Genomic DNA, 23,410 nt, shown 5'->3' with positions numbered 1-23,410 from the left:
CCAACTGCTTGATTCGCCTATTAGTCGCCTTCTTCGGACAGCTCAAGGGCTAAGCGCAGATCCAGGCTAATGCTAGGATCATGCACGTTTTTTCCTAGTAGCTTTTGGCACTGTTCGATGCGGTATTTGATCGTATTGCGATGAACGAACAAGGCTTTGGCGGTGCGGGTGATCTCACATTGATAATCCAAGTAAGCCCGTAAGGTTTTGCGCAATTCGATGGTGGCATCTTCTTGCGGAAACGCCAATTCTTTGAGGATCGTGCGGCAGAAATAATGGATATCTTCAGGGCTCATTTTTTCAAATAGACTCCGCATTCCCCGTTGATGGTAGAAAGAGACGATGGGAGAATCATGTTGGCCTCTTCGTTCTTCATAAGCAGTCTTTGCTTCAATGTAGGAGCTGGCTAAATCATTGATGCTTTCACAGACACTCCCTACACCAAAGGCCATTCGAAAAGGCAACCGATTGGTCAAAGCATTGGCGGTCTCAATCAAATGGTCTTCTAAGGCATCACACTTATGCTGCACGAAAATCGCAAAGTGATTGCTGCCCTTTAAGCGAAAGAGACAAACATCTTTGATGCGATAAGGCAGTTGTTCACTAAACCACTGATAGACCAAGTCACTTTCTTCTTTTAGGTATTTGTCTTTGTCTTTGGTTTCTTTGGTTGGTTCACAGGCACCATAGATGACACGATAATGGCGGGCTTTGACCAACCCGTAAGTCTTTCCGAGATCTAACCAATCTTTTTGTTCCTGTTTGGAAGATTGCTGGTATTCGATCATCCGTGTTAAAAAGTCACTTTTTAAATCTTCAAAAGATTCTTGCACTTTTTGGTTTTTGTAGAGCATAAACGACAAGACCAATGCTGCTTGTTCCAGCGCAAAATCCGAGACAGGATAAGGAATCGCCTCAGGATTCAAAATGACTAAATAATGGGGGAAATAAGTGGAGGTTTCAATGGCATAATAAGAAATTTGTGACGTTTTTTCATGGAGATCTTTGATAGGGATCGCCCCGCTTTTTTCACCAGTAAAAACCCCTTTCGTTTGTCCTAATTGATGGATGTAGTACTCCGCGGGTTTTGACATGCGGGTGAAATGCTTGGAATGGGCAATCACTTGTTTGAAAGGATTCAACAAAATGATCGGTGTATTGACCATTTGGCCAAAATCAGCGATAAAGCGAGCGATGCTGACATCCTTCATCAAGGAAGCAGAGAACCGTTTTTGGATATCTAAGGCATAACTCAGCTGCTCGGTTTTGGTGTTCCATAGTAAATTCAAAAGCTGGTGCATCAAACGGCCCAGCGGCATCGTGGCAGGTACTTCTACGATGGGGAAACCTAAACTATCGGCGTAGGCGATGACTTCAGGATCGATGACATCCAAAAAACGACCGATCTTGATGCCTAATCCAGCGGCATTTTTGGCTACGAGGGAATCGATCAGTTCAAGCAGTGCTCCTTGATTATCTTTATAAACCATCGCCGTGCTTAAGATAAAGGTATGCTCAGGAATATAGTGGGCGATATCGGGGGTCTCAGTGATTTCGATACTGTCGACGGGAATTTCCGCGGTAATGGGATCTGTCAACAAACGCAAATTGGAAAAGCGTGGTGTAGCAAGCAATTCAGCAACTAACTTCATAGAGAAACTCCTTTTAGAATTGAACAAAACAAACAAAAACATGTCCTTTTTTAGCTTTATTGTACAACAAACTTGGAAACGTTGACAAGGCGTTGGGCAGTGAAATCAAAAAGAGAAATGAGGGGAAAAGATGTATAAAGAGTTAACGATCGCACAACGTACGATCATGACACCTGGGCCTGCAGAAGTCCATCCAGCTGTCCTTCAAGCAATGACCAATCGTATTTTGGGACAGTTTGATCCGAATTTTTTGGCGATCATGGATGAGGTCAAAGAAATGATCAAACAACCGTTTGGAACCAAAAACAAAGAGGCATTTGCCATTGATGGGACTTCCCGAGCTGGTTTAGAAGCGGCGCTGATCGCTTTGATCGAACCAGGGGACAAAGTCTTGATCCCCGCCTATGGGCGCTTTGCTTTTTTACTTGGAGAAATCTGTGAACGTGCCCAAGCGCAAGTCAAATATGTAGAAAAAGAATGGACGGCTCCTTTTGCACCCGCAAAGGTCATCAAAGAAATCGACGCATTTCAACCCAAGATCGTGGCGATGGTCCACGGGGAAACTGCCAATGGGCAAATGCAGCCGTTAGCAGAAATCGGGCAGTATTGTCGCGCAAAAGATATTTTCTTTGTCGTTGACATGGTGGCGACTTATGGTGGCGTGGCCCTGTCAGTCGATGATTGGTGTGTCGATTTGGCAATTGCCGGTACACAGAAGTGTTTAAGTGTGCCGTCTGGTCTTTCATTAGTGACCTACAACGATCGAGTCGAAGCCGTCCTTAATGCCCGTTACCAAAAAGAATTAGGCTTGAGCAAAACGGATCGAAACAAGCGGCACATTATGAGTAATTACTTGGATTTGAGTCAATTGCAACGCTACTGGAACAAAGAGCGAATCAACCATCACACAGAAGCGACGAGTATGATCTATGCGCTTCATGAAGGATTACGGATGTTGCTAAACGAAGGCCTCGATGCAGCCTATCAACGTCATTTGACGAATGAAGGGGCGTTGGTCGCTGGACTGGAGGCAATGGGGCTTTCGATTTATGGCGAAAAAGCAACCAAAATGCCGACAGTTACCCCCATCTTTATTCCAGAAGGTGTTGATGGCGAAGCTGTCCGAGAAGTGATGCTTCACTCCTTTGGTGTAGAGATCGCTAGTTCATTTGGTGATCTAAAAGGAAAAATCTGGCGGATTGGAAATATGGGCTACAGCAGCCGCAAAGAAAATATTTTACATGTCCTAGCCGCGTTAGAAGGGGCACTATTGTACCAGCAAGCACCAATTTCTGCCGGCAAAGCGCTCATCGCTGCGTTAAATTACTACCAAAAAACGACTTAAAATTTTAGCACAAATGCACAACGACTGAAAGCGCTTTGTGAAAAATGACAAATGCAATAGTCGGCAAAAAAACGTACACTAAGACTATCTTAAAGCGCTTTCGTTGGCGTGCTTCACAAACTTTACTTGTGTAACTGATGGAGGGAAAAAAATGGAAATCAATAAAGAACGTGGTGGGCTTGCCTACTGGAAACAAATTATTATCTTAATGTGTTCAGGCTGGGTCACTATCTGGATTTATCGCGCTGCGTTATCACCGGTCTATCCGCAAATCAATGAGTCACTTGGCGGCAATATTTCTGATACAGCATTAGGATCGATCGCCAGCTTTTACTTTTTCGGCTATGTGATCATGCAGATCCCTGCCGGCTTTTTAGTGGATAAGATTGGGAAGAAAACAGTTCTGCTTCCGGGATTTGTGGTATTTGCACTGGCAGCTTTACTGATTTCACAAGCCTCTTCAATCTCCATGATCTATACCGGTAGCTTTTTAGCAGGGATCGGCTGTGGATCATTTTATGGTTCCGCGTATTCTTTGACCTCACAGAACATTCCGAAAGAAAAGAAGAGCTTCTCAACAGCGATCGTCAATAGTGGTTCTGCCGTTGGTTCAGGGTTTGGGATGATCTTATCAAGCTTTATCGTTATTCAGATGAATATGCCTTGGCAAACAATGATGTATTTATCCGCTTTCTTGATCGTATGTATGACGATCGCTTTCGCATTGGTGATCCGCAGCAACAAAGAAGACGTAGCTTTCTTGGAGAGTCAAGCAGCAGCTGAAGAAGAAACAACGGATCAGCCGAAAGAAAAAGTTTCCCTTTCGACCTTGTTCTCCCTGCGGATGCTCTTTACGTATGTGTTATATTTTGCGACGTGTTATGCCTACTATATGACGGTTACTTGGCTACCAAACTTCTTAGGAACAGAACGAGGCTTCCAAGGAGTCGCAATCGGATTCTCTTCTTCATTGGTGGCATTTGCTTCGATTCCTGGGGCCTTGTTCTTTAGCCGCTTGGCAGACAAATACATGCATAAAAAAGTTACCTTTATCGTTATTTTAGAAATATTAGCGGCGTTGATGTTATTAGTAACGGTGCAAGCAACAAATTCGACCTTCTTAATGATCGCGTTGATCTTGTACGGGTTCCTTGGAAAACTAGCGGTTGAACCAATCATCATTTCTTGGCTAGGGGAAAATGCACCAAAAGTTGGGGTCGGTACGACATTAGGGGTCTTCAACTTTTTCGGCATGATGTCTTCCGTTATCGCACCAACATTGACCGGATCGATCTCGGATGCAACAGGGTCAAAAGTAATGGGCTTTTATATCGCAATTATTTTGTTGATCGGTGGTACATTCTTATTCTTGACTGTAAACTCTAAGAAAACAGCAAAGTAGAAAAGTGAGGAACAACAGATGAAAAAACGATCCTTAAAAATCAGTTTGACCAACCAAATCATGATTGCAACGGTATTGGGGATTTTTTGGGGCGTTTCCTTTCCCGGTTTAGGTGATCAAATGCAGCTAGTCGGGGACTTCTTCTTGCGACTGATTCAAATGTCTGTGGTCGTGTTGGTCATGGGCTCGGTGATTGAAGCGGTGGGGGGACTTGATCCAAAAGAATTAGGTGGGATCGGCGGGAAAGTCTTCCTCTGGTTTACCGGTTCGACCCTCGTCGCCGCTATTTTCGGTCTCTTGTTCGCCTTGATCCTCAAGCCCGGCGCAGGCCTTGACCAGTCGCTGCTGCAAAGTACAGAAACTGCATTAAGTACCAGCAGTATAGAAGAAGTCATCTTGAACTTTGTTCCACTGAACATTATTCAAGCCATGGTGGAGCAGAATATGATCCAAGTGATTATTTTTTCGCTCTTCTTTGGCCTTGCCTTGAGCTTAATCAAGCATGAAAAAAAGAATCAGCTGTTTCTAGATATGATCAGTAGTTTTAATCATATTTTGTTAAAAATGGTCAGCATGATCATGAAGTTGGCGCCGATCGGGATTTTCGGCCTTGTTGCTTCCTTGGTAGAAGATACCGGCATTCGTGTGTTGGGAATGTTAGCCAGTTTTTTATTGACGTTAGCAGCGGCATCTTTGCTCTTTTTGTTTCTTTGGTTTCTCTTGACGTCGCTCTATTGCAAAGTTTCCTTGTTTCGTTTGATAAAGAATATGTGGCGTCTATCGGTGATTTCCTTTACGACCACCTCTTCTGCTGTTTCATTGCCGTTTCAAATCGAAGATGGCAAAGAACGATTTGGGATCAGTGATCGAATCAATAAGCTCGTGATGCCTCTAGGCATGACCTTAAATAGCAATGGGCTCTCCTTATTTTTAGCCCTGGCAATCGTAACCGTTGCTCAGGCGTACCAGATCCAATTGAGCTGGGGGGATCTTTTGCAAGTGGTCTTGTTGTCCTCGTTGGCATGCTTGGGAACGATCGTCGTTCCAGGCGGCGGATTAGTCACACTGGCTACGGTTTTACCTATGTTAGGACTGCCTAATGAAAGCATCGCCTTACTGGCAGGGATCGATTGGTTTTCTGGGATGTTTCGGACCCTCTTGAATGTTGACCCTGACGTCACGGTGGCGTTGATCGTTGCTCATGATGAAGGAGAACTGGATCGTGCAATCTTCAATGGTGAAAAAGCCCAGGTCAAATTAGCAGAAAAAATCACCGATGGCGTATAAGACCAATCATTCTTGTGATGAAACTTTACTCTTTTTTGGAAACGTGCTACGATTGATTCGTTGATAGACTAAAGAAGCTTCCTGAAATACCGTAAACGGTAAACAGTAGCGGCTGATTTTCCGCTTGTCATTCAACAGACAAATACGACAAAAAGAGGAGGAAAAAACATGACAGCATCGATGAAATTGTGGATTGACCTTTTGAATAGCTAATTTAAATCTATTTCAAAAGTCTAGGCAATCGTGATTTCAAGGGATGAGTGTCCTCTTTTTTCCAATTTCTTATTAAAATCAGGGTATAGCGGTAGGCTATGCCCTTTTTTTGTGCTTGCGTTTTCCTAGACGGGAAGGACAGACTGATGGAACAATTAAGTGTAAAAATAAACAATCTAATCAAAAATTATGGGGCCAAAGAAGTACTGAACATTGAAGAACTGAGTGCCTATCAAACGGATCGTATCGGGATCGTGGGCGCAAACGGGCAAGGCAAGTCTACCTTGCTGAAGTTGATTGCGGGAGTGGTCGATCCTGATTCAGGAACGATCCAAAAAGAAAATTCGTTTCACTATTTCCCGCAAATCGCTGAGGTGACTGAAAAGACAGAGGCCCTTGACTGGGCGCTGTTCGGTCGTTTTTCGATCCCAACAAATGAATTGGCGACACTAAGCAGCGGGGAGGAGACCAAATACCGGTTGGCACAAACGTTATCTTCCTATCAGTTAGGACTTTTGCTCGATGAGCCAACGACCCACTTGGACCAGCAAGGAATTCAAGTCTTGATTGATGAACTGCAGTATTATTATGGCACCCTGATCGTGGTCAGTCATGATCGGTATCTATTGAATCAGCTGGCAACGAAAATCTGGGAAGTCGATCAAGGAAAAGTCACCGAGTATTCTGGTAATTATGACAGTTATCGACAGCAAAAAGAGCAAGCGGCACAGCGTGTTGCCTGGGAGGCTGCGCAGTATCAGCAACAAAAACAGCAGTTGACCCAAGCGATCCAAAAGAAAAAAGAACAAGCGATCAAGAGCAGTCGCATTTCTGAAAAAAAGCGGCAGCAGAACATCCGACCAGACCGTTTGTCGTCATCAAAACAAAAAGACACGGTGCAAAAGTCATTGCAAAAAACAGTCAAAGCCATGGAAAGCCGCTTGGATCAGTTGGAAGAAGTGAAGGGTGTTGCCCGGCAGCAGGTGATTCGTTTTCCAGTAGTCCCTGCAGTGGAGCTGCATAATAAACGACCGATTCGTGGGGAGCAAGTAACCATTCAAAGAGGGGCGAAACGTTTGCTAGACAGCAGCAGTTTCCAGTTTGCTGCCGGGAAGAAAATCGCTATCGTGGGTCCGAACGGTTCGGGGAAGTCGACTTTACTAAAAGAAATCATCGCAGGTGGAGAGGGAATCTATGTATCACCGAAAATCGTCTTTGCGGTCTACGAGCAAATGGGCTATCGAAAAAACAGCACCACACCGCTTTTGACGGAATTGATGGCTCAAACAGACTATCAGGAACCACTGGTCCGAAGTATTTTACACAATCTGGGATTTAGCCAGATTGACGTGATGAAGCCAGTCAATGTGCTAAGCGGCGGGGAAGCGACACGGGTCGAGCTCGCACGCATCTTTACTCAATCTGCCAATGTCTTGATACTTGATGAACCGACGAACTTTATTGATCTACCGACAATCACCGTCTTGGAACAATTGATTCGCAGCTATCGAGGCATCGTTTTGTTCACATCTCACGATCAAGCGTTTATCGATGCCGTCGCGGATGACGTGTATCTAATCGATCATGGGAAATTAACATTGGTTTCTAGTAACTAGCAGCATAGTCGCTTTTATACCTGTATAGAGAAAAACAGCGCGGGAAAGGAAGCGACCGCCCAACGTTCGATCAACAATCGGCCGTTGAGCGGTCACTACAAAACCCGCGCTGTTTTTTTCGCAATCATCGGTATCGCCTAGCTGTTGCTACATCGCTTAATAAATCTTTTTCGTAAAGTATTTTAAGATCAGGGGAGAGATCAAGGTACTCAACAAGACAACGATCACCAAAGGGGAATACAATGCGGACGAAATCAATTGGTTTTGTTGACCAATCTGTAAAATGATCAATGCCATTTCACCTCGGGAAATCATTCCAGCTCCCACCATCCAAGCACTGTTGTTTGAGAATTTCGCGATTTTCGCCCCGACATAGCCGCCGACCAATTTGGTCATGATCGCGACCACGGTAAAGGCAAGAATAAAGAATAATTGCTCATTTAAGCGGGAAAAATCAACTTCTAAGCCAACGCTGACAAAGAACACCGGAATGAAGACGGCGTAACCTAATGCTTCGACACTGTGTTCCACTTCCTCACGAACCTTCGTTTGACTGACAGCGATCCCTGCGAAGAAGGCACCAATGACCGAGCTTAACCCAACGAGGTCAGCAAGATACGCCATTCCTAAGCAGATGATCAGTGACATGATGATCACCGCGGAATTTGCAAATAGCTTTTCTGCAAGTGCCAATAAGAACGGAGCAATCCATTTCACTAATAGAAAAATCAACACAAAATAAATCAATTCTACCAATAAGGTGACCGGCAGTGGTGTTGCTTGGCTGCTTTCGCCGCCTAAAAAGGAAAGGCTAAGACTCAAAACCAACACGACCAAAATATCATCCACGACGGAAGCACCAAGAATCGTCGACCCTTCTTTCGTATTCACCACATTCAACTCTTTCAATACTTCGACAGAAATACTGACTGAGGTGGCAGCTAATACGATCCCGAAAAAGAACGCTTCTGTGGGACTGCTTTGAAAACCGACCCCCGTGGCATACCCGAAGAGCATAGGGAACACGATCCCCAAAAGGGCAACGAGCATCCCTGGACGAAAATAGCGTTTCAATAAAGAAATATCACTTTCCAATCCCGCTAAAAACATCAGCAAAATAACACCAATCTCTGAAAAATCATGAACCAGAATATCTGGATGGACCCAATTGAGTCCTGCGCCTCCTAATAAAACCCCCGCTAACAACTGCCCGATAACAGCAGGAACGCCCATCCGTCTCGCCAGATGCGAGAAGAGGGTCGTCGTGATTAGGATCAAACACAAAATCCCGACAAAATGCATAAAACCTCATCCTTCTTTCCTATAACATACTCCCCTTTAGTATAGCATTCTCTCTTGAATTGAGCCTGTATCAAGCCTTTTTTTATTAAAAGAGTTTCATTAAACCACACGTTTTTTGAGATAAGGAGGAAGCGAAGGCAATCAGAGTTTTTCTGTGCACTCGTCGAAATAAAAAAACATTATTTTCACTTTACTTGTAACAAATTATTGTTCGAGCCAACGGGCAAGCCGTTGAAAAACCATTTGGACTTGCGGCTCCTCGACGTTTTTCAAAAAGTCGTGGGGCAAATCATAGACAGGGACAAATTTGCTTTTAGGCACTTTCTTCAAGCCTTTGCTGTAACGAAAAGGAACTTCCTCATCGGTACTGCTGGCACTGCTGAAAATTGGAGGAAATTGAGCAAGCAGCTCAGGATCAATGGCATAGTCAGAAAGAGCTTCAGCTGTTAGACCATAGATCGTTGTGAGTTCTTGCTGTTGAACCCAATAAACATAAGGCAAATAGCGCTGAAACTGCGGATCATCCCAAACGATCTCGGTTTGATCCAAAGAAGGGACTTGCTCTTTGCTTAAGAGCGGCTGCTGCAAGACTCGTTTGTTTTCAATAAAAGAAAGATCGGTATACCCATAAAAATTGACCAGTTTTTCAGGCAATCTCTGTTGTTCCTTCAGTAATTGCTGGGTAAGCGCCAGCATCAAATAACCGCCAGCTGAGCGTCCGCAGAAACAAAACGGGTTATCTTTAAGCACAGTTGCTTGCAATTCTTGAAAATTTTGCCAGTTCAGCGCCAAAATCTCCGCTAACGAGGAATTGGGCGCCAGTAAATAATCGACTGTGAGGACGCTGTATTGCTGCGCTTGAAATAGTGTGATCAGTGATGCGGGAATGTCTTGGCGGGTTCCATAAACAAAACCGCCGCCGTGAAAATAAATCAGGTATTTCTCCGAAGCAGGATAGAGGGTCACGGAAGCACCGGTGGTCAATTGCCATTCTTTTTTCATTTTGCTTGACTCCTTTTCTGAAGCTCTAATAAATAGGTGCCGATCTCGTAATTGACTAATTGGATCGGACTTGTCAGATCGATCTCTAGTAGCTGTTCGATTTTGCTTAGCCGATAACGAATCGTTTTGGCATGAAGAAACAAGGTTTCAGCCGTATTTTTGTAATTGCGATTCGTGATAAAAAAGGTATATAGCGTTTTGAACAGCTCTTCATTTTCTTCCGAGAGTTGATACAGCTTCGGGGGAATGCTTTGCTGCAGCTTTTCCAGTTGGTTCTCCTTGATAAAGGAACTAAAGATACCTAAGTCGCTATAGGCAATGATCGGCGCCAAATAAAACTGCCGATTGAAGCGAATCGCATCCAAACACTCTGGCAGGATCTCTTTGATCTGTTCCTTGCGCAAGACTTCGCTGACCACCAAGCAGCCATGTTCATCGGCTAGCAGGGCATCATCAAAATATGTCTGCAGCATCTGTTTCGTCACCTGATGGGCGATCGATTGGAAATTATAGAGGATCACCAAATAATTGTGGTGTTCAAAAAAGACGTGGGGTGTTTTCAACGCCCGTAGCTTGTGCAAAACGACGGACTTACGCTCCTTATCTTTAAAGCTGTTGGAAGCAAAGGCGATGCCTTGGTAGAAATCGTAGCGATCCAGTTGCGCTTCTTCTAACAAAAGATCCAGCTCAGCCAAATTGCTAGGAGTGTTTTGCAAGATCGCATCGGCAAGATTGTTCATGCGATTGTAGCGCTCTTTCTTCAACAAATACGCCATTTGGAGGCGTTCATAGATGACGTCGATCACATTTTCAATAATCATGACTTTTGCCTCAGGGATCTGCGAATCTTTCTGATAAACGATCAAGGTACATAAATCATTGTAAGGATTGATGATCTCTACTTTGATGGCAGTCACATATTGATTGTTCTCATGAGAAAATAATTCTAAATATTCGTAGTGGTTCTTGGTAAACTCGACGGTTTTCATGGGTTCTTGTTTGGTCACCACGAAATTCTTAAAGGATTGACCGACGGACACATGCACATCTAAATGGGGGATGCGCAAAGAACAAGGCTTTTCGATCAATTGATAGAACTCTTGCATGATCTGATCGAAAGAAGAGTGGTTGCGCTCGACTTTCATGAAGCGCTGACGAACTTCGTAATAGGTACGCAGCAGCTGGGTTTGGTGATTCAGCAATGGTTCGTAAACCGCTAGCATGATGGCTTCATAGCTGACTTCTTGCTGTACTTTGATCAAAGGGATCTGATAAGCAAAGCTAAGCTCAATCACCCAATCTGGAATCATAGGGATCAAGCGATCCACTTTGATCACTAAACCGCTGACACCGATTTGCTGCATTTTTTCAAAAAAAACACGCAGTTCCTCAGGCGATTGGTCTTTGAAGGCATAAAAAGAAGTCAAAATCAATTGATGGGCTTTGCTCCATTTTTCGATATCCATCGCTTCCAACACCATAACGGAACCAACGGAATTTGTTAAACCAATGGAGCCAGTCAGGACTTTACTTTTTTCAAAAAGCGGCAGTTCAACCAATTCTTTTAATTTCATAAAATGCTCCTTTTTTCTCTTTTGGATAAAAAGTATAGCATTTTTTTAGAACTTTATCCAATGAAAACGCAAACAAAGCTCGTTAGAATGAGAGTATAAGAAAAGGAGGAGAACAAATGCTGCACACAGTAATCTTAAAGAATAACTACCAAGATTCCATTAACTTAATGCTGCTGACGAATACGATCAATGATCTAGGCGATGTCGAAATGAGTCAAATCATGATGGGGACGGATGCAAACAAAGACATATTAAATAACACTGGATTGCTTTCTAAAGAGGCAGAAGGTGCTTCACCCAACGATATGATGATCGTGGTCGATAGCCAAAACGAACAGATCATGGATCAAGTAATGCCAGCGATCGATTCATTTTTAGCTGATCTTTCAGCAAAAGATCAAGGCAAAGAAACGCCAGCGGCGGCTTCATGGCAAGAAGCCTTGAGCGCAATGCCAGATGCCAATGTTGCATTATTTAGTATTCCTGGGGAATATGGCGCAGCCGAGATGGAAAAAGCGCTAAAAAATGACTTGCATGTTTTCTCGTTTACGGACAATGTCGCTATCGAAGATGAAGTGCGTTTGAAAAAGCTGGCTCATGAAAAAGGCTTATTGATGATGGGGCCTGACTGTGGGACTGGTATTATTTCTAGCATTCCGATTGCCTTCACGAATGTCGTGGCACCAGGAAACATCGGCGTCGTTGGTGCCTCTGGTACGGGGATTCAAGAAGTGACGACGATCATTGACCGATTAGGCGGTGGTGTCGTTCATGCCATCGGGACCGGCGGACGTGACTTAAGCGACAAAGTTGGGGCGATCACTGTCAAAGATGCCATCGTTGCTTTAGAAAATCATGAACCGACAGATGTGATTTGCGTGATCTCGAAACCACCTGCAAAAGAAGTGCGGGATGAAGTCGTTCAATTGCTGCAAAGTATCAGCAAACCTGTGGTAGCGATTTTCTTAGGAGAAAAACCAGAAGCCCATGAAGGAAAAGTCTATTTGGCACATACGCTGGAAGAAACAGCGCGTATCGCTGTTGATCTTGCCAATGAAGAACCCGTCAAAGCGAACTATTTTGAACGCGTGAAATCCCCAGATGTGCCCAAACTCGCTGAAGACAAAGTGGTCAAAGGTCTTTATTCTGGCGGTACATTAGCTGCCGAAGCAGGAATGCTGATCTCCGAAGCCTTGAATCTAGAAGGCCTTGTAAAACAAGAAGGCTATATCTTGCATTCCCACGGCTATGATGTGATCGACCTTGGTGATGATATCTATACCCAAGGCAAACCGCATCCAATGATCGATCCTGAAGTGCGCATCAAAAAAATCGAAGACTATGCGCAAGATGAGCAAACCGGGGTCATTTTATTTGATGTGGTGCTAGGTTACGGCGCGCATACAGATATGGTAGGAGCTTTGTTACCAGCTATCGAAGCTGCACAGCAAACAGCCCAAGCAGCTGATCGCGCGTTGTACTTTGTTGCTACCGTCTGCGGAACTGAAAAAGATCCGCAAAACTACCAAGAAGCAGTCAACCGTTTGAAAGCAGCTGGCGTCTATGTGGCACCGAGCAATGCTCAAGCAGTGCAATTAGCCCTAGCTTTAAAAGGGGCGACTCTTTCTGAAGCAGACAAAACAGTCAATGACTATACTGGTAGCAAGGTTGAGGTGCCGACAGTCAGCGAGAAAGTAATGGAGCTGTTGACCACCAAACCACGGATCATCAATGTTGGCTTGCAAAGCTTCAATGAATCGATCCTGCAATATGGCGGGAAAACAGAACAATTCAACTGGCGTCCTCGTGCCAACGGCAACAAGAAAATGATCCGTATTTTAGACGCGTTAGAAGAATTTGACGAAAAAATCACAGATGAAAACCAAGCAGTGACGGATAAAATCAAAAATGCCCAACCATTCTTGATCGATGTCGTTCCGGCTAAATCAGTGATCGCTGAATTAAACGAAAGTCAGAAAACCTTGCTGCATGCAGGACCGCCGATCCAATGGTCGGAAATGACGGGACCGATGCAAGGGTCTTGTATCGGCGCTGCCTTGTTTGAACGCTGGGCGAAAGATGAAGACGAAGCCCGCCGCTTACTCGAAAGTGGGGAAGTCCGCTTTATGCCATGTCACCATGTCCAGGCAGTTGGACCAATGGGGGGAATCACTTCTGGGAATATGCCTGTCTTTGTGGTTGAAAACCGCCTTGTCGGCAACAAAGCCTACTGTATTTTGAACGAAGGGATCGGTAAAGTCTTACGATTTGGTGCCTATTCACAAGAAGTCATCGATCGTTTGGATTGGATCAAAGACGTCTTAGGACCAACCATTGCCAAGGCATTAAAACTAACTGAAGAAGGCATCAATTTGAATGTATTGATTGCCCGGTCGATCACAATGGGGGATGAATTCCATCAACGAAATATTGCAGCATCATTGAACTTCTTGAAAGAGATCGCGCCGTTGATCATCCAAACAGAAATCGATGAAAAGCAAAAATATGAAGTGATCAAGTTCTTAGCAGATACCGATCAGTTCTTCTTGAATATCATGATGGCAACCGGCAAAGCCATCGTTGACGGTGCCCGTGTCGATGCCAAAGGAACGATCGTGACCACCATGACGAGAAACGGCGTCAATTTTGGGGTTCGTGTCGCCCAAACAGAAGACCAATGGCATACTGCACCAGTCAATACGCCGAAAGGTTTGTACTTTACTGGGTTTACCGAAGCAGATGGCAATCCTGATATTGGGGACAGTGCCATTACTGAAACCGTCGGTGTCGGAGCAATGGCGATGGTAGCCGCACCAGGTGTAACACGCTTTGTCGGCGCTGGTGGTTTTGAAGATGCGCTAGAAACTTCCAATGAAATGGCAAAAATCTGTTTCGGTCATAATCCGACCTTCTCGATCCCAACATGGGACTTCCAAGGGACTTGTTTGGGGATCGACATCCGTAAAGTCGTTGAAACAGGCATCACCCCAATCATCAATACCGGGATCGCCCATAAAGAAGCAGGTGTCGGCCAAGTGGGTGCAGGGACGGTGCGCGCACCGTTAGGCTGTTTTGAAAATGCCTTGACGGCTTATGCGAAGGATCTGGGGATCGATGTTGACTGAGAAAATCAAAATCAGTGATTATCTAGACCCATTGCAACGATTCGGTCGTACCGGTCGGGTGCATAGCGTGTTTGATCGTTCATTCAATGTGATGATCGGGCAGCAGCTGGTCAATATCAACAACTATCGCAACTATTTGACTGGCTTCGGAGTCTTTTTACCAGATGCATTGTTTGAGCAAGTCCTGCCTTTGATCGAGGTCGGCAATCGCGTGCAAGTCCGAGAGCATGGTCTGACCTTTTACAGCACAAAAGGAACATTTTCTCTTTCATTAGAGGAAAAAGAATTGGTTTCGCTGCAGGTGAAGGAGCTATCCTTCACCTCTGCGGAATTGCAGCTTTTGAAAGAAATCCTGATTCAACAAAAACTAGAAACCAAGATTGGGTTGCCCGAAGATGAGAAAACCCAAGCAGTATTTGCGGCATTGCGGCAGCCTGTCTCAGATTGGGAACCAATCATTGCTCACCTGATTGGTCGTGGCAAAGGATTGACGCCTAGCGGCGATGATCTTTTAGTTGCCTATCAAGCGATGCTCTATGCCTTGCAGCAGCCGGAAGCTGAAGTGTTAGCGCAAGCATTGGCAAAACCGCTGTCTACGACGGATGTCAGCTTTGCTTATATTCAAAGTGCCAGTCAAGGGTATGTCAATTCTCTGATGCTGCAATTATTCAAAGATTTAAAAAAGCAAAACCCACAGGTGATTGAAAAAGATGTGCAGCAGTTGATGTCCGTTGGTCATTCGTCAGGCAAAGATCTTAGTTTTGGGTTGTTGTTAGCGTTGGAGTCATTGTCACTTGAGGAAAAAGAATAGAAATGGGGAGAAATCATGGAAATCAGTAACCAGAAAGATGCGGTCAAAGTAAGCAATTCTTACTGGAAAAAAGTCGTTGCTATTTTCTTTGTCGGCTGGATTTTAATGTACGCCACACGGACGATCTTCAATCCAATCATGGGTGTGATCGGAGAAGAATTCAATTTAAGCAACACACAACTAGGACTTGCCAATAGTATTTTCTTTTTGACATATGCCGTTGCGCAAATTCCTTTTGGCATCATCGGCGACAAAATCGGTCGCAAATTGGTGATCGCCCTAGGTTTTGTTTTATTGGCGGTGACTACTTACTTCAGTGGGCTAGCCACAAGCTTCGTTTTGTTCTTAGTGATTCGTGCCATTGCAGGGATTGGTCAAGGTGCCTATTACGGTCCGCAATACGCATTGTCTACCGAAGCGATTCCCGACAACAAACGGACCGTCGGAAATGCCATTATCAACAGTGGGATGGCGTTTGGAACGTCTGGCGGGTACTTGCTTTCTAGTAAATTGGTCTTGGATAACGGGGGCCATTGGAGCCAACCCTTCTTCCTAATGGCGTTTCCGACCTTGATTGTCGGTGTCTTGTTCTATTTTGTTTTGAAAGAAAAAGTGATTCGTCCAGAAGATGAAGGACAAGAAATAAAAGAAGAGGGGCCAAAAGAAAAGATTTCCTTGAAGCAGATTTTTTCAAACCGCAATCTCGTGGCAGCCTTTGTTCTATGCTTTACCAGCATTTATGCAAACTTTGTGATTATAACTTGGCTGCCGCAATTCTTGATTGCCGAGCGTGGCTTTGAAGGGGCGAGTGTCGGCTTTATTGCTTCCTTAGTCCCATGGGCATCGATTCCAGGTGCGCTGATTTTTGCTCGATTGAATGATAAAACTGGCGCGACGAAAAAATTAGTCTATTTATTGGTCCCATTGGCGACCCTTTCCGTATTTGCCATTGCCTTTGTAACGGATCGTACCTTATTGATCACTGTTTTGATTTTGTATGGATTGACTGGCAAGCTGGCGCTTGATCCAATCGTCGTGACCTTTGTGACGAAAAACGCACCAAAAGGCGCCTTAGGAACGACCTTGAGTGCCTATAACTTTATCGGGATGTCGGGGTCGATCTTAGCACCTTATGTTACTGGCTTTTTAGCCGATTCTTTAGGATCGATGCAGGTCGGGTTTTACCTGTCTTGTCTATTACTGCTGATCGGATTAGGTGTTTTTGCCGTATTAGCAAAGGAAAATCAGAAGGAGAGCATAAAATGAGTTTGAATGTGATCGCGTTAGGCGGCAATGCTATTTTAGATAAAGACCCTAGTGATGAAGGACAAAAAGCAGTTGTTGCGCAAGCAGCACGTTATATTGCCGATTTTGTCGAAAAAGGGGAAAAAGTCATTGTTTGTCACGGCAATGGACCACAAGTCGGCAACTTACTGTTGCAGCAAAAAGCCGGGGAAAGTGAAAAAAATCCCCAATTGAAATTAGACAGCTGCGTGGCAATGACCCAAGGAAGTATCGGTTATTGGCTGCAAAATGCCTTGATCAATGAGTTTGCCACACGACAAGCACATCCATCGGTGATCTCATTAGTCACCCAAGTTCGTGTCGATCCAGCAGATCCATCGTTTGAGAAACCTTCCAAACCAGTCGGACCTTTTTATAGTGAAGAGGAAGCCAATGCTGCGATGGCAGCCAATGGCGGGGTGTATCAAGAAGACGCTGGGCGTGGTTACCGCAAAGTGGTTCCATCGCCGAAACCGCAAGAAATTGTTGAAAAAGAAGCCATCAAAACATTGGTCGATGCAGGTGTGATCACGATTTGTGCCGGTGGCGGTGGCGTACCTGTCGTTCGCAACGATAATGGGTTTACTGGCGTGGAAGCCGTCAACGACAAAGACTTTACCGCCAGTGTCTTAGCAAAAGATGTGCAGGCCGATCGCCTGATCATTTTGACCGGTGTCGACAATATCTACATCAATTACAATCAGCCGAATCAGCAAGCCTTAGGGGAAATCAGTGTGGCACAAGCCAAGGGCTACATCGAGGAAGGCCATTTTGCAGCGGGCAGTATGTTGCCAAAAATAGAAGCTGCGATTGATTTTGTTGAAGAAGATGCAGCCAGAACCGCGATTATTACCTCAATCGAAAAGTTAGCTGAACTGGATCAGCATACAGGAACCATACTTCGAAAATAAAGAGGGGATCAAAGTGAAAGCAAAAAAACTACCGATGGTGACGCAGATCGTTATTGCCGTTCTTCTAGGGATTCTTTGCGGTTTGTTCTTTGGGCAAGCCGCTTCATTCCTAAAAATCTTGGGCGATCTTTTCTTGCGTCTGATGCAAATGGCGATCCCGTTATTGATCGTTGGACAAATCATTCAAGCAGTTGGGGGCATTGCCCCGAAAGAACTCACACGTTTGGGTGGAAAAACGATCGCTGTCTTTGGGATTTCCTCCTTATTCGCAGCTGCATGGGGTGTGCTGATGGCGGTCTTCTTTGCTCCGGGCAAAGGGATCGACTTTTCACAAGCTGCCGGCGAACCTCTGCAAGCACAAGAAATTTCTATATCAGAGACTGTAATCAACTTTATTCCCACGAATATTTTCGATGCGTTGAGTAAAGGGTCAATTATTCAAATCATCGTTTTTGGGTTGTTCTTTGGTGTTGCTCTCAATCACTTTATGCAAAAGAAACCTGAGTCATCTCTTTATGGGCTGATCGTGGATCTGAATGAGGTCGTCATTGCCATCATTCGTTACGTGATGATCGTGGCACCAATCGGTATTTTTGCTTTGATCGCTTCAACGATCAGCTCCCTGGGCTTGCAGATCATTTTGCCATTAGGCAGCTATTTGCTCGTCTACGGTCTAGCCACCGTCACGTTCCTTGGGCTGTGGCTAGTCTTGTTGACCGTGTATTGTCGGATCAATCCGTTACGATTGATCAAAAATATGAAGAATATGTCGGTCATGGCATTGGCGACAACCTCCTCTGCCATCACGCTGCCGATCGCTATGGAAGAATCCCAGAACAAATTAGGACTCAGTAGCCGCATCACCAATTTGGTATTGCCATTGGGCATGTCTTTGAACAGCAATGGGTCAGCGATGCATATGGCGATTACCGTCATGACAATCGCCCAAATGTATCAAATCAACTTTGACGGGATCCAAATGGTGACGGTAGCTGTAACTGCGACTTTCGTTTCTTTAGCCAATGCAGTTGTTCCCGGAGCGGGGTTAGTTTCCTTGGCAATCATCGTTCCCCAGCTCGGTTTACCAATCGAAAGCATTGCGCTATTTGCTGGTGTCGAATGGTTTGTTGGCATGCTGCGGACAATTTTGAACGTGAACTCAGACGTCTATTCAGCGCTGCTGATCGCTAAGTCAGCCGATGAACTGGATTATCGCGTGTTTAATCAATAAGAGAAGCCGTTGCCAAGCGTGCTTCTCTTTTTCTAAGGAGGAGAAAAGATGGAAGAAATGAGCAGACGTTCTCTGCTGGAATTAGAAGCATTGATGAAAAAGAAACTATTGGCTGCTGGTTTGCCAGAAGCCGCTGCCAGTGAAACAGCGGCGCATTTGACCTTTGCGGATGCTTGCGGGATCCATTCTCATGGTGCCGTGCGGATGGACTACTATGCCGAGCGTTTAGTAAAAGGTGGCATCACGCTGGAACCAAACATGTCTTTTGAAAAAACAGGCGCCGCTACCGGAATTTTCCACGGAGATAACGGCATGGGGCATTATGTGTGCAATGAAGCGATGGCGATCGCCATTCATCTGGCAAAAGAAGCCGGGATCGCTGCAGTAGGAATCGAGCAGACCAGCCATAGCGGGACGATGGCGTATTACGTCAAACAGGCTGCTGAAGCCGACTTAGTAGCGATCGCCATGTGTCAATCGGATCCGATGGCGGTGCCTTTTGGTGGGACCGAAAACTATTTTGGCACCAATCCAATCGCGTTTGCTGCACCACGAGCCAATCATCCACCGGTGGTTTTTGATATGGCGACGACGGTTCAAGCGTGGGGCAAAATTTTGGATGCTCGCTCGAAGAAGCAGCAGATCCCCGATACTTGGGCAGTAGACGAGCATGGCTTGCCTACCACCGATCCCTATGCTGTCCAAGGATTATTGCCAATCGCTGGTGCTAAAGGATATGGCTTGATGATGATGGTGGATATTTTAGCTGGCTCGATGCTAGGCTTGGCTTTTGGTAAACAGGTCACCTCCATGTATGCGGACTTGACGGAAAAACGCCGCTTAGGACAAATCCTTCTTGTGATCGATCCATCTCGTTTTACCAACACCGAAACCTTCAAGCAAAGCATCGATCAGATGGTGACTGAGCTGCATGCAATCCCGCCAGTAGAAGGGCAATCACAAGTCTACTATCCTGGAGAGATCAGCCAAATACACTTTGAAAAAGCCCAGCAAGAAGGGGTCATGATCCCCAAAGCGATCATCGACTATCTCGAAAGCGAAACCCTCCATTTTGATCGCTATGGTAGTCAAGATTCCTTTGCTAAATAAAAATCCGCAAAAGGCAGTTGGTTCATAGGGGGATTGAACCAACTGTTTTTTTGCTGTGTGGAGCAAAGAGAAGTTTTCAGTCAGAAAATCGCACATTATTGGCAGGATCAGACGAATTCTTTGAGTTGGTTCATTTTGTTCAAAGCATTTCTTAAGCCATTCGACCTTTGATTGCTTGTTTTTTGGAATGTGGTAGAATAGGTCGCATAAGTTAAGATCACTCAAGAAATGAGAGAAAAGCGAGGATGCAACGTGGCAATGAATAAAGTGGTTCTTACTGGGAAAATCGCAGAGATGCCTAGTAAAGAAGCGTTTGATGCGGCGGACGATCAGGGCGTACGTTTTGATCTTGTCATTGTGTCTCAATGGCAAAACAGTGAAGAAGTGCACCATGAATGGTTTGCTTGCGTCATTCATGGAAAGCAGGCAGAGACCTTTTTACGGTATTCTCAAAAAGGGGCAAGTATCAAAATCAATGGACACTTGCAAGGCTGTCCTTATGAAACACCAGAAGGTCAGAGACTTTGTGCGGCAGAAGTGGTGGTGGATAGCTTCCAAATCTTAGAGTTGGCAGAAGAACCAGCGGCGCCTTTTCCTAAAAAGCGGCCATCGACACTTGATGAAACAACGCAAACAAAGTCGATCCGTAATGAAAAAGATCCCCTAAAAACACAGATGCTGGAGTTTTTAAAAGACAATCGATTATTTTAATGAAGAAACATGCGGAAAGCAACGGCTTCTCGCATGTTTTTTTACGTAGAGAAAGTATTGGTAAAATTCAACTATATCTGACTAGCGGTATTCTTTATTGCTTATCAAAGAGGGGGTTAAATAGAATGGTGATTGTAATAAATGATCGCGAAAGTGAAAATAGTGTTTCACAAAAAGTGCGGATTGGTTTAGAATAGTTGAAACATATCTTGAGAAAAAGAGCGGCGCTTGCCTTGTTCAACTGCTAGATACCGCTTTTTTCTGAAAAAATCGTTAATCAGGGAGGGATGTCGATGGGCAAATCAATTATAGGGATCGCTGCGAATGAAGTGCAAGATGCTGGCGATGTGCTGCATCATTTGCCGATCGCCTACACACCATTAGGGTATGTGCGAGCGATCCAGCAAGCGGGCGGACTGCCATTGCTCGTGCCAATCAGTGAGCCAGCTGCAGCCAAGGACTATGTTTCACAGATCGATAAACTGGTATTAGCTGGTGGACAAGATGTTTCACCCAAGTTTTATGGGCAGGAGGCCCATCAGGCAACTGGAAGCGGCTTGTTGGCACGGGATGAGTTTGAACTAGCGCTGATCGATGAAGCGCTGCTGCAAAAGAAACCAATTTTTGCGGTTTGTCGGGGAATGCAGCTGGTCAACGTGGCATTCGGTGGCACGCTGCAGCAAGACATCAGTACCTTCAGTGAGATCATTCATATGCAGGCGCCGATTCCGAAAGAAGTGCCGACCCATGCCATCGTGACGGCTGAAAAAAGCATGTTGGCTCGTGTTTACGGTCAAAAAACAAAGGTTAATTCCTTTCATCATCAAGCGGTGGATCGATTGGCTCGTCCATTGCAAAAGACAGCTTGGAGTCCTGATGGCATCATTGAAGGCATTGAACACGTGGGTCAGCGCTTGTTGGCGGTTCAATGGCATCCTGATTTTGCCTATGATGCGCTTATACAAGAACAAGCGGTTTTCAAGTATGTCGTTGACGTATTGTAAGAAAGAGGATCACGCAAGGAGGAGAAAAATGAAAAAGAAAATGATGGGTATCACTGCTTTCACAGTATTGGTTTTAAGTGCCTGCAGTACCACGAGCCCCACGACGGATTCTGGACAGCAAGAGGAGCAAGGAGCCGTTGCGCAAGAAATTCAAGTGTCAACCGCTGGCGCCTTATCAACCCTTGATAGCGGACAATACACGGATGTCAATAGCTCCGATATGATCGGACAAGTGGCAGAAGGGTTATACCGTCTGGATCAAGAGGGGGATCCTGAGCTTGCGATGGCCGCTGAAGAGCCTACGGTATCAGAAGATGGACTGGTTTATACCTTCACCATTCGTGATGCAAAATGGAGCAATGGCGATCCTGTTACTGCGGATGATTTTGTCTACGCCTTTCAATATGTTGCTAATCCAGAGAATGGTTCTAGTAGCAGTAATCAAATGGATGTGTTGAAAAATGGCAGTCAAGTGCGTCAAGGGGATGTTGAGGTGAGTGAGTTAGGTGCAAAAGCATTGGACCAGCAGACGTTAGAGCTGACATTGGCAAGTCCAATCTCGTATCTGGATCAAATTTTGGTCGGGACACCTTTTATGCCAAAAAACCAAGCGTTTGCTGAAGAAAAAGGTGCCGATTATGGGTTATCAGCGGAAAATTTTGTCGGCAATGGCCCATTCTTGATCGAAGGGTGGAACGGGACCAACGAATCATGGACGTTAACGAAAAATCCTGATTATTGGGATGCTGAGAATGTCCAATTGACCAAGATCGACGTGCAAGTAGTGAAGGAAACGGCGACTGGTGTCAGCCTTTTTGAAACAGGAGAACTGGACTACACCACCTTAACGGATACTTACGCGCAGCAATACCAAAACTCAGCTCAAGCCAACTATGTGCCAAAGGCGCTGGTGGGGTATTTAAGTGCCAACCAAAAACGAGAAGTCACAGGCAATGTCAAAGTACGTCAAGCAATTTTACAAGCCATCGACAAAGAGGCATTTGCCGAAAATATCTTAGGTGATGGGTCCACTGCATTGAACGGCTTTGTGCCAAGCAACTTTGCCAAAGATCCTGAAACAGACCAAGATTTTCGTGAAGAAAATGGCGATTTACTGCCGTACGATTTAACAGCCGCACAAGAGCTTTGGGCACAAGCCAAAGAAGAGTTGGGACAAGAGGAAATCACTTTGAAACTGTTGTCAGCAGATACAGCAGCAGCCAAGAAAACCATCGAGTTTGTCCAAGGGCAGTTAGAAACCAATTTGCCGGGATTAACCATTGATGCCAAGTCGATTCCTTTACAAAACCGTTTGGACTTGCAATCCCAAGGTGAATTTGATCTCGTTTTTGGGACTTGGACACCAGATTACGCGGACCCGATCAACTTCTTAGAATTTTATGATTCAACAGGTGGCTTGAATACGTCTGGGTATGCTAGTGAAAGTTACGATCAAGGGTTAGCAGAAGCACGGACGACTTTAGCAAACGACCCAGCTGCCCGTTGGGACTTATTGAAAGAACTGGAAAAACAATTGATCGTTGAAGATACAGCCGTTTTGCCGTTATATCAAGGGGCGGTGGCGTATTTGAAAACAGATCGTTTGCAAGGGGTGCAAGTGTTTCCTTTTGGACGAACAGTATCCTATCGCCTAGCATCTGTCACAGAATAAACAGGTAGTAAGAAAACAGAGGAACTTTTTTTCAACCAAGTGTGCTGATCAAACAGCGTTTGTTGAAGAGAAGGGCATCTGTTTTTTTATTTTAGCCAAAATCGTTGCAACTCTTGGGGTAAAACAGAAATTCGTTTTCAAAAAAAGGTTGTTAAAAA

17 protein-coding genes are annotated in these 23,410 nt (G+C 45.0%); 13 read left to right on the top strand and 4 right to left on the bottom strand.

Annotated elements, in window-relative coordinates; all coding sequences use genetic code 11:
* Positions 1–20: 20 nt before the first annotated feature.
* A complete protein-coding gene (locus CXM95_RS13015) occupies positions 21–1,652 on the bottom strand; it encodes a PucR family transcriptional regulator (protein WP_016613699.1) in 1,632 nt (543 codons plus the stop codon).
* 130 nt (positions 1,653–1,782) lie between these two features.
* Between CXM95_RS13015 and CXM95_RS13010 the strand changes: the two genes are divergently transcribed.
* The 4 genes from CXM95_RS13010 (at position 1,783) to abc-f (ending at position 7,515) form a co-directional block, all read left to right on the top strand.
* Positions 1,783–2,997: a pyridoxal-phosphate-dependent aminotransferase family protein gene (locus CXM95_RS13010; protein WP_101699238.1), complete on the top strand. Its 1,215-nt coding sequence runs from the start codon at positions 1,783–1,785 to the stop codon at positions 2,995–2,997.
* Between the two features lie 151 nt (positions 2,998–3,148).
* Entirely contained in the window at positions 3,149–4,399 is a 1,251-nt protein-coding gene (locus tag CXM95_RS13005) for an MFS transporter (RefSeq protein WP_016613697.1), read from the top strand.
* An 18-nt stretch (positions 4,400–4,417) separates the two neighbouring features.
* On the top strand, positions 4,418–5,686 hold the full coding sequence (locus tag CXM95_RS13000; RefSeq protein ID WP_008379218.1) for a dicarboxylate/amino acid:cation symporter: 1,269 nt from the start codon (positions 4,418–4,420) through the stop codon (positions 5,684–5,686).
* A gap of 359 nt (positions 5,687–6,045) precedes the next feature.
* Positions 6,046–7,515, top strand: a complete 1,470-nt coding sequence (gene abc-f, locus CXM95_RS12995) for a ribosomal protection-like ABC-F family protein (RefSeq protein ID WP_101699237.1) — start codon at positions 6,046–6,048, stop codon at positions 7,513–7,515.
* A gap of 156 nt (positions 7,516–7,671) precedes the next feature.
* On the opposite strand, the gene CXM95_RS12990 is transcribed toward abc-f, so the two are convergent.
* The 3 genes from CXM95_RS12990 to CXM95_RS12980 all read right to left on the bottom strand — a co-directional run bounded on the left by CXM95_RS12990 (position 7,672) and on the right by CXM95_RS12980 (position 11,393).
* On the bottom strand, positions 7,672–8,817 hold the full coding sequence (locus CXM95_RS12990) for a cation:proton antiporter (RefSeq protein WP_005234488.1): 1,146 nt from the start codon (positions 8,815–8,817) through the stop codon (positions 7,672–7,674).
* 204 nt (positions 8,818–9,021) lie between these two features.
* Positions 9,022–9,819, bottom strand: a complete 798-nt coding sequence (locus CXM95_RS12985; RefSeq protein WP_016613692.1) for an alpha/beta hydrolase — start codon at positions 9,817–9,819, stop codon at positions 9,022–9,024.
* Positions 9,816–11,393, bottom strand: a complete 1,578-nt coding sequence (locus CXM95_RS12980; protein ID WP_016613691.1) for a PucR family transcriptional regulator — start codon at positions 11,391–11,393, stop codon at positions 9,816–9,818. The genes CXM95_RS12985 and CXM95_RS12980 overlap by 4 nt, the downstream gene beginning before the upstream one ends.
* A gap of 116 nt (positions 11,394–11,509) precedes the next feature.
* Here CXM95_RS12980 and fdrA point away from each other — a divergent pair, with 116 nt between their 5' ends.
* From fdrA to CXM95_RS12930, 9 genes are all read left to right on the top strand, one after another.
* Positions 11,510–14,518: a DUF1116 domain-containing protein gene (gene fdrA, locus CXM95_RS12975; RefSeq protein ID WP_016621459.1), complete on the top strand. Its 3,009-nt coding sequence runs from the start codon at positions 11,510–11,512 to the stop codon at positions 14,516–14,518.
* Positions 14,508–15,329: a DUF2877 domain-containing protein gene (locus CXM95_RS12970; protein ID WP_086297672.1), complete on the top strand. Its 822-nt coding sequence runs from the start codon at positions 14,508–14,510 to the stop codon at positions 15,327–15,329. Before fdrA ends, CXM95_RS12970 begins: the two co-directional genes overlap by 11 nt.
* Positions 15,330–15,344: 15 nt before the next feature.
* Positions 15,345–16,595 carry an MFS transporter gene (locus tag CXM95_RS12965; RefSeq protein WP_008379204.1) on the top strand — a complete coding sequence of 417 codons (1,251 nt, stop codon included), beginning with the start codon at positions 15,345–15,347 and terminating at the stop codon, positions 16,593–16,595.
* The gene (gene arcC / locus CXM95_RS12960; RefSeq protein ID WP_008379201.1) at positions 16,592–17,524 is read left to right on the top strand and encodes a carbamate kinase; all 933 of its coding nucleotides are present in this window, start codon (positions 16,592–16,594) and stop codon (positions 17,522–17,524) included. Before CXM95_RS12965 ends, arcC begins: the two co-directional genes overlap by 4 nt.
* A gap of 13 nt (positions 17,525–17,537) precedes the next feature.
* Positions 17,538–18,755, top strand: coding sequence for a dicarboxylate/amino acid:cation symporter (locus tag CXM95_RS12955; RefSeq protein WP_087665002.1), 1,218 nt, complete (start codon positions 17,538–17,540; stop codon positions 18,753–18,755).
* Between the two features lie 48 nt (positions 18,756–18,803).
* Positions 18,804–19,865, top strand: coding sequence for an ureidoglycolate dehydrogenase (gene allD, locus CXM95_RS12950; protein WP_101699236.1), 1,062 nt, complete (start codon positions 18,804–18,806; stop codon positions 19,863–19,865).
* A 228-nt stretch (positions 19,866–20,093) separates the two neighbouring features.
* Entirely contained in the window at positions 20,094–20,576 is a 483-nt protein-coding gene (locus CXM95_RS12945; protein WP_101699235.1) for a single-stranded DNA-binding protein, read from the top strand.
* 293 nt (positions 20,577–20,869) lie between these two features.
* Positions 20,870–21,580: a gamma-glutamyl-gamma-aminobutyrate hydrolase family protein gene (locus CXM95_RS12935; RefSeq protein ID WP_008379192.1), complete on the top strand. Its 711-nt coding sequence runs from the start codon at positions 20,870–20,872 to the stop codon at positions 21,578–21,580.
* Positions 21,581–21,608: 28 nt separating this feature from the next.
* Entirely contained in the window at positions 21,609–23,252 is a 1,644-nt protein-coding gene (locus CXM95_RS12930) for a peptide ABC transporter substrate-binding protein (protein WP_101699234.1), read from the top strand.
* Positions 23,253–23,410: the final 158 nt, after the last annotated feature.

Source organism: Enterococcus sp. CR-Ec1 (genome assembly GCF_002850555.1).
Classification (GTDB): Bacteria; Bacillota; Bacilli; order Lactobacillales; family Enterococcaceae; genus Enterococcus_D; species Enterococcus_D entomosocium.
This window is presented reverse-complemented; position numbering and strand designations above follow the sequence as displayed.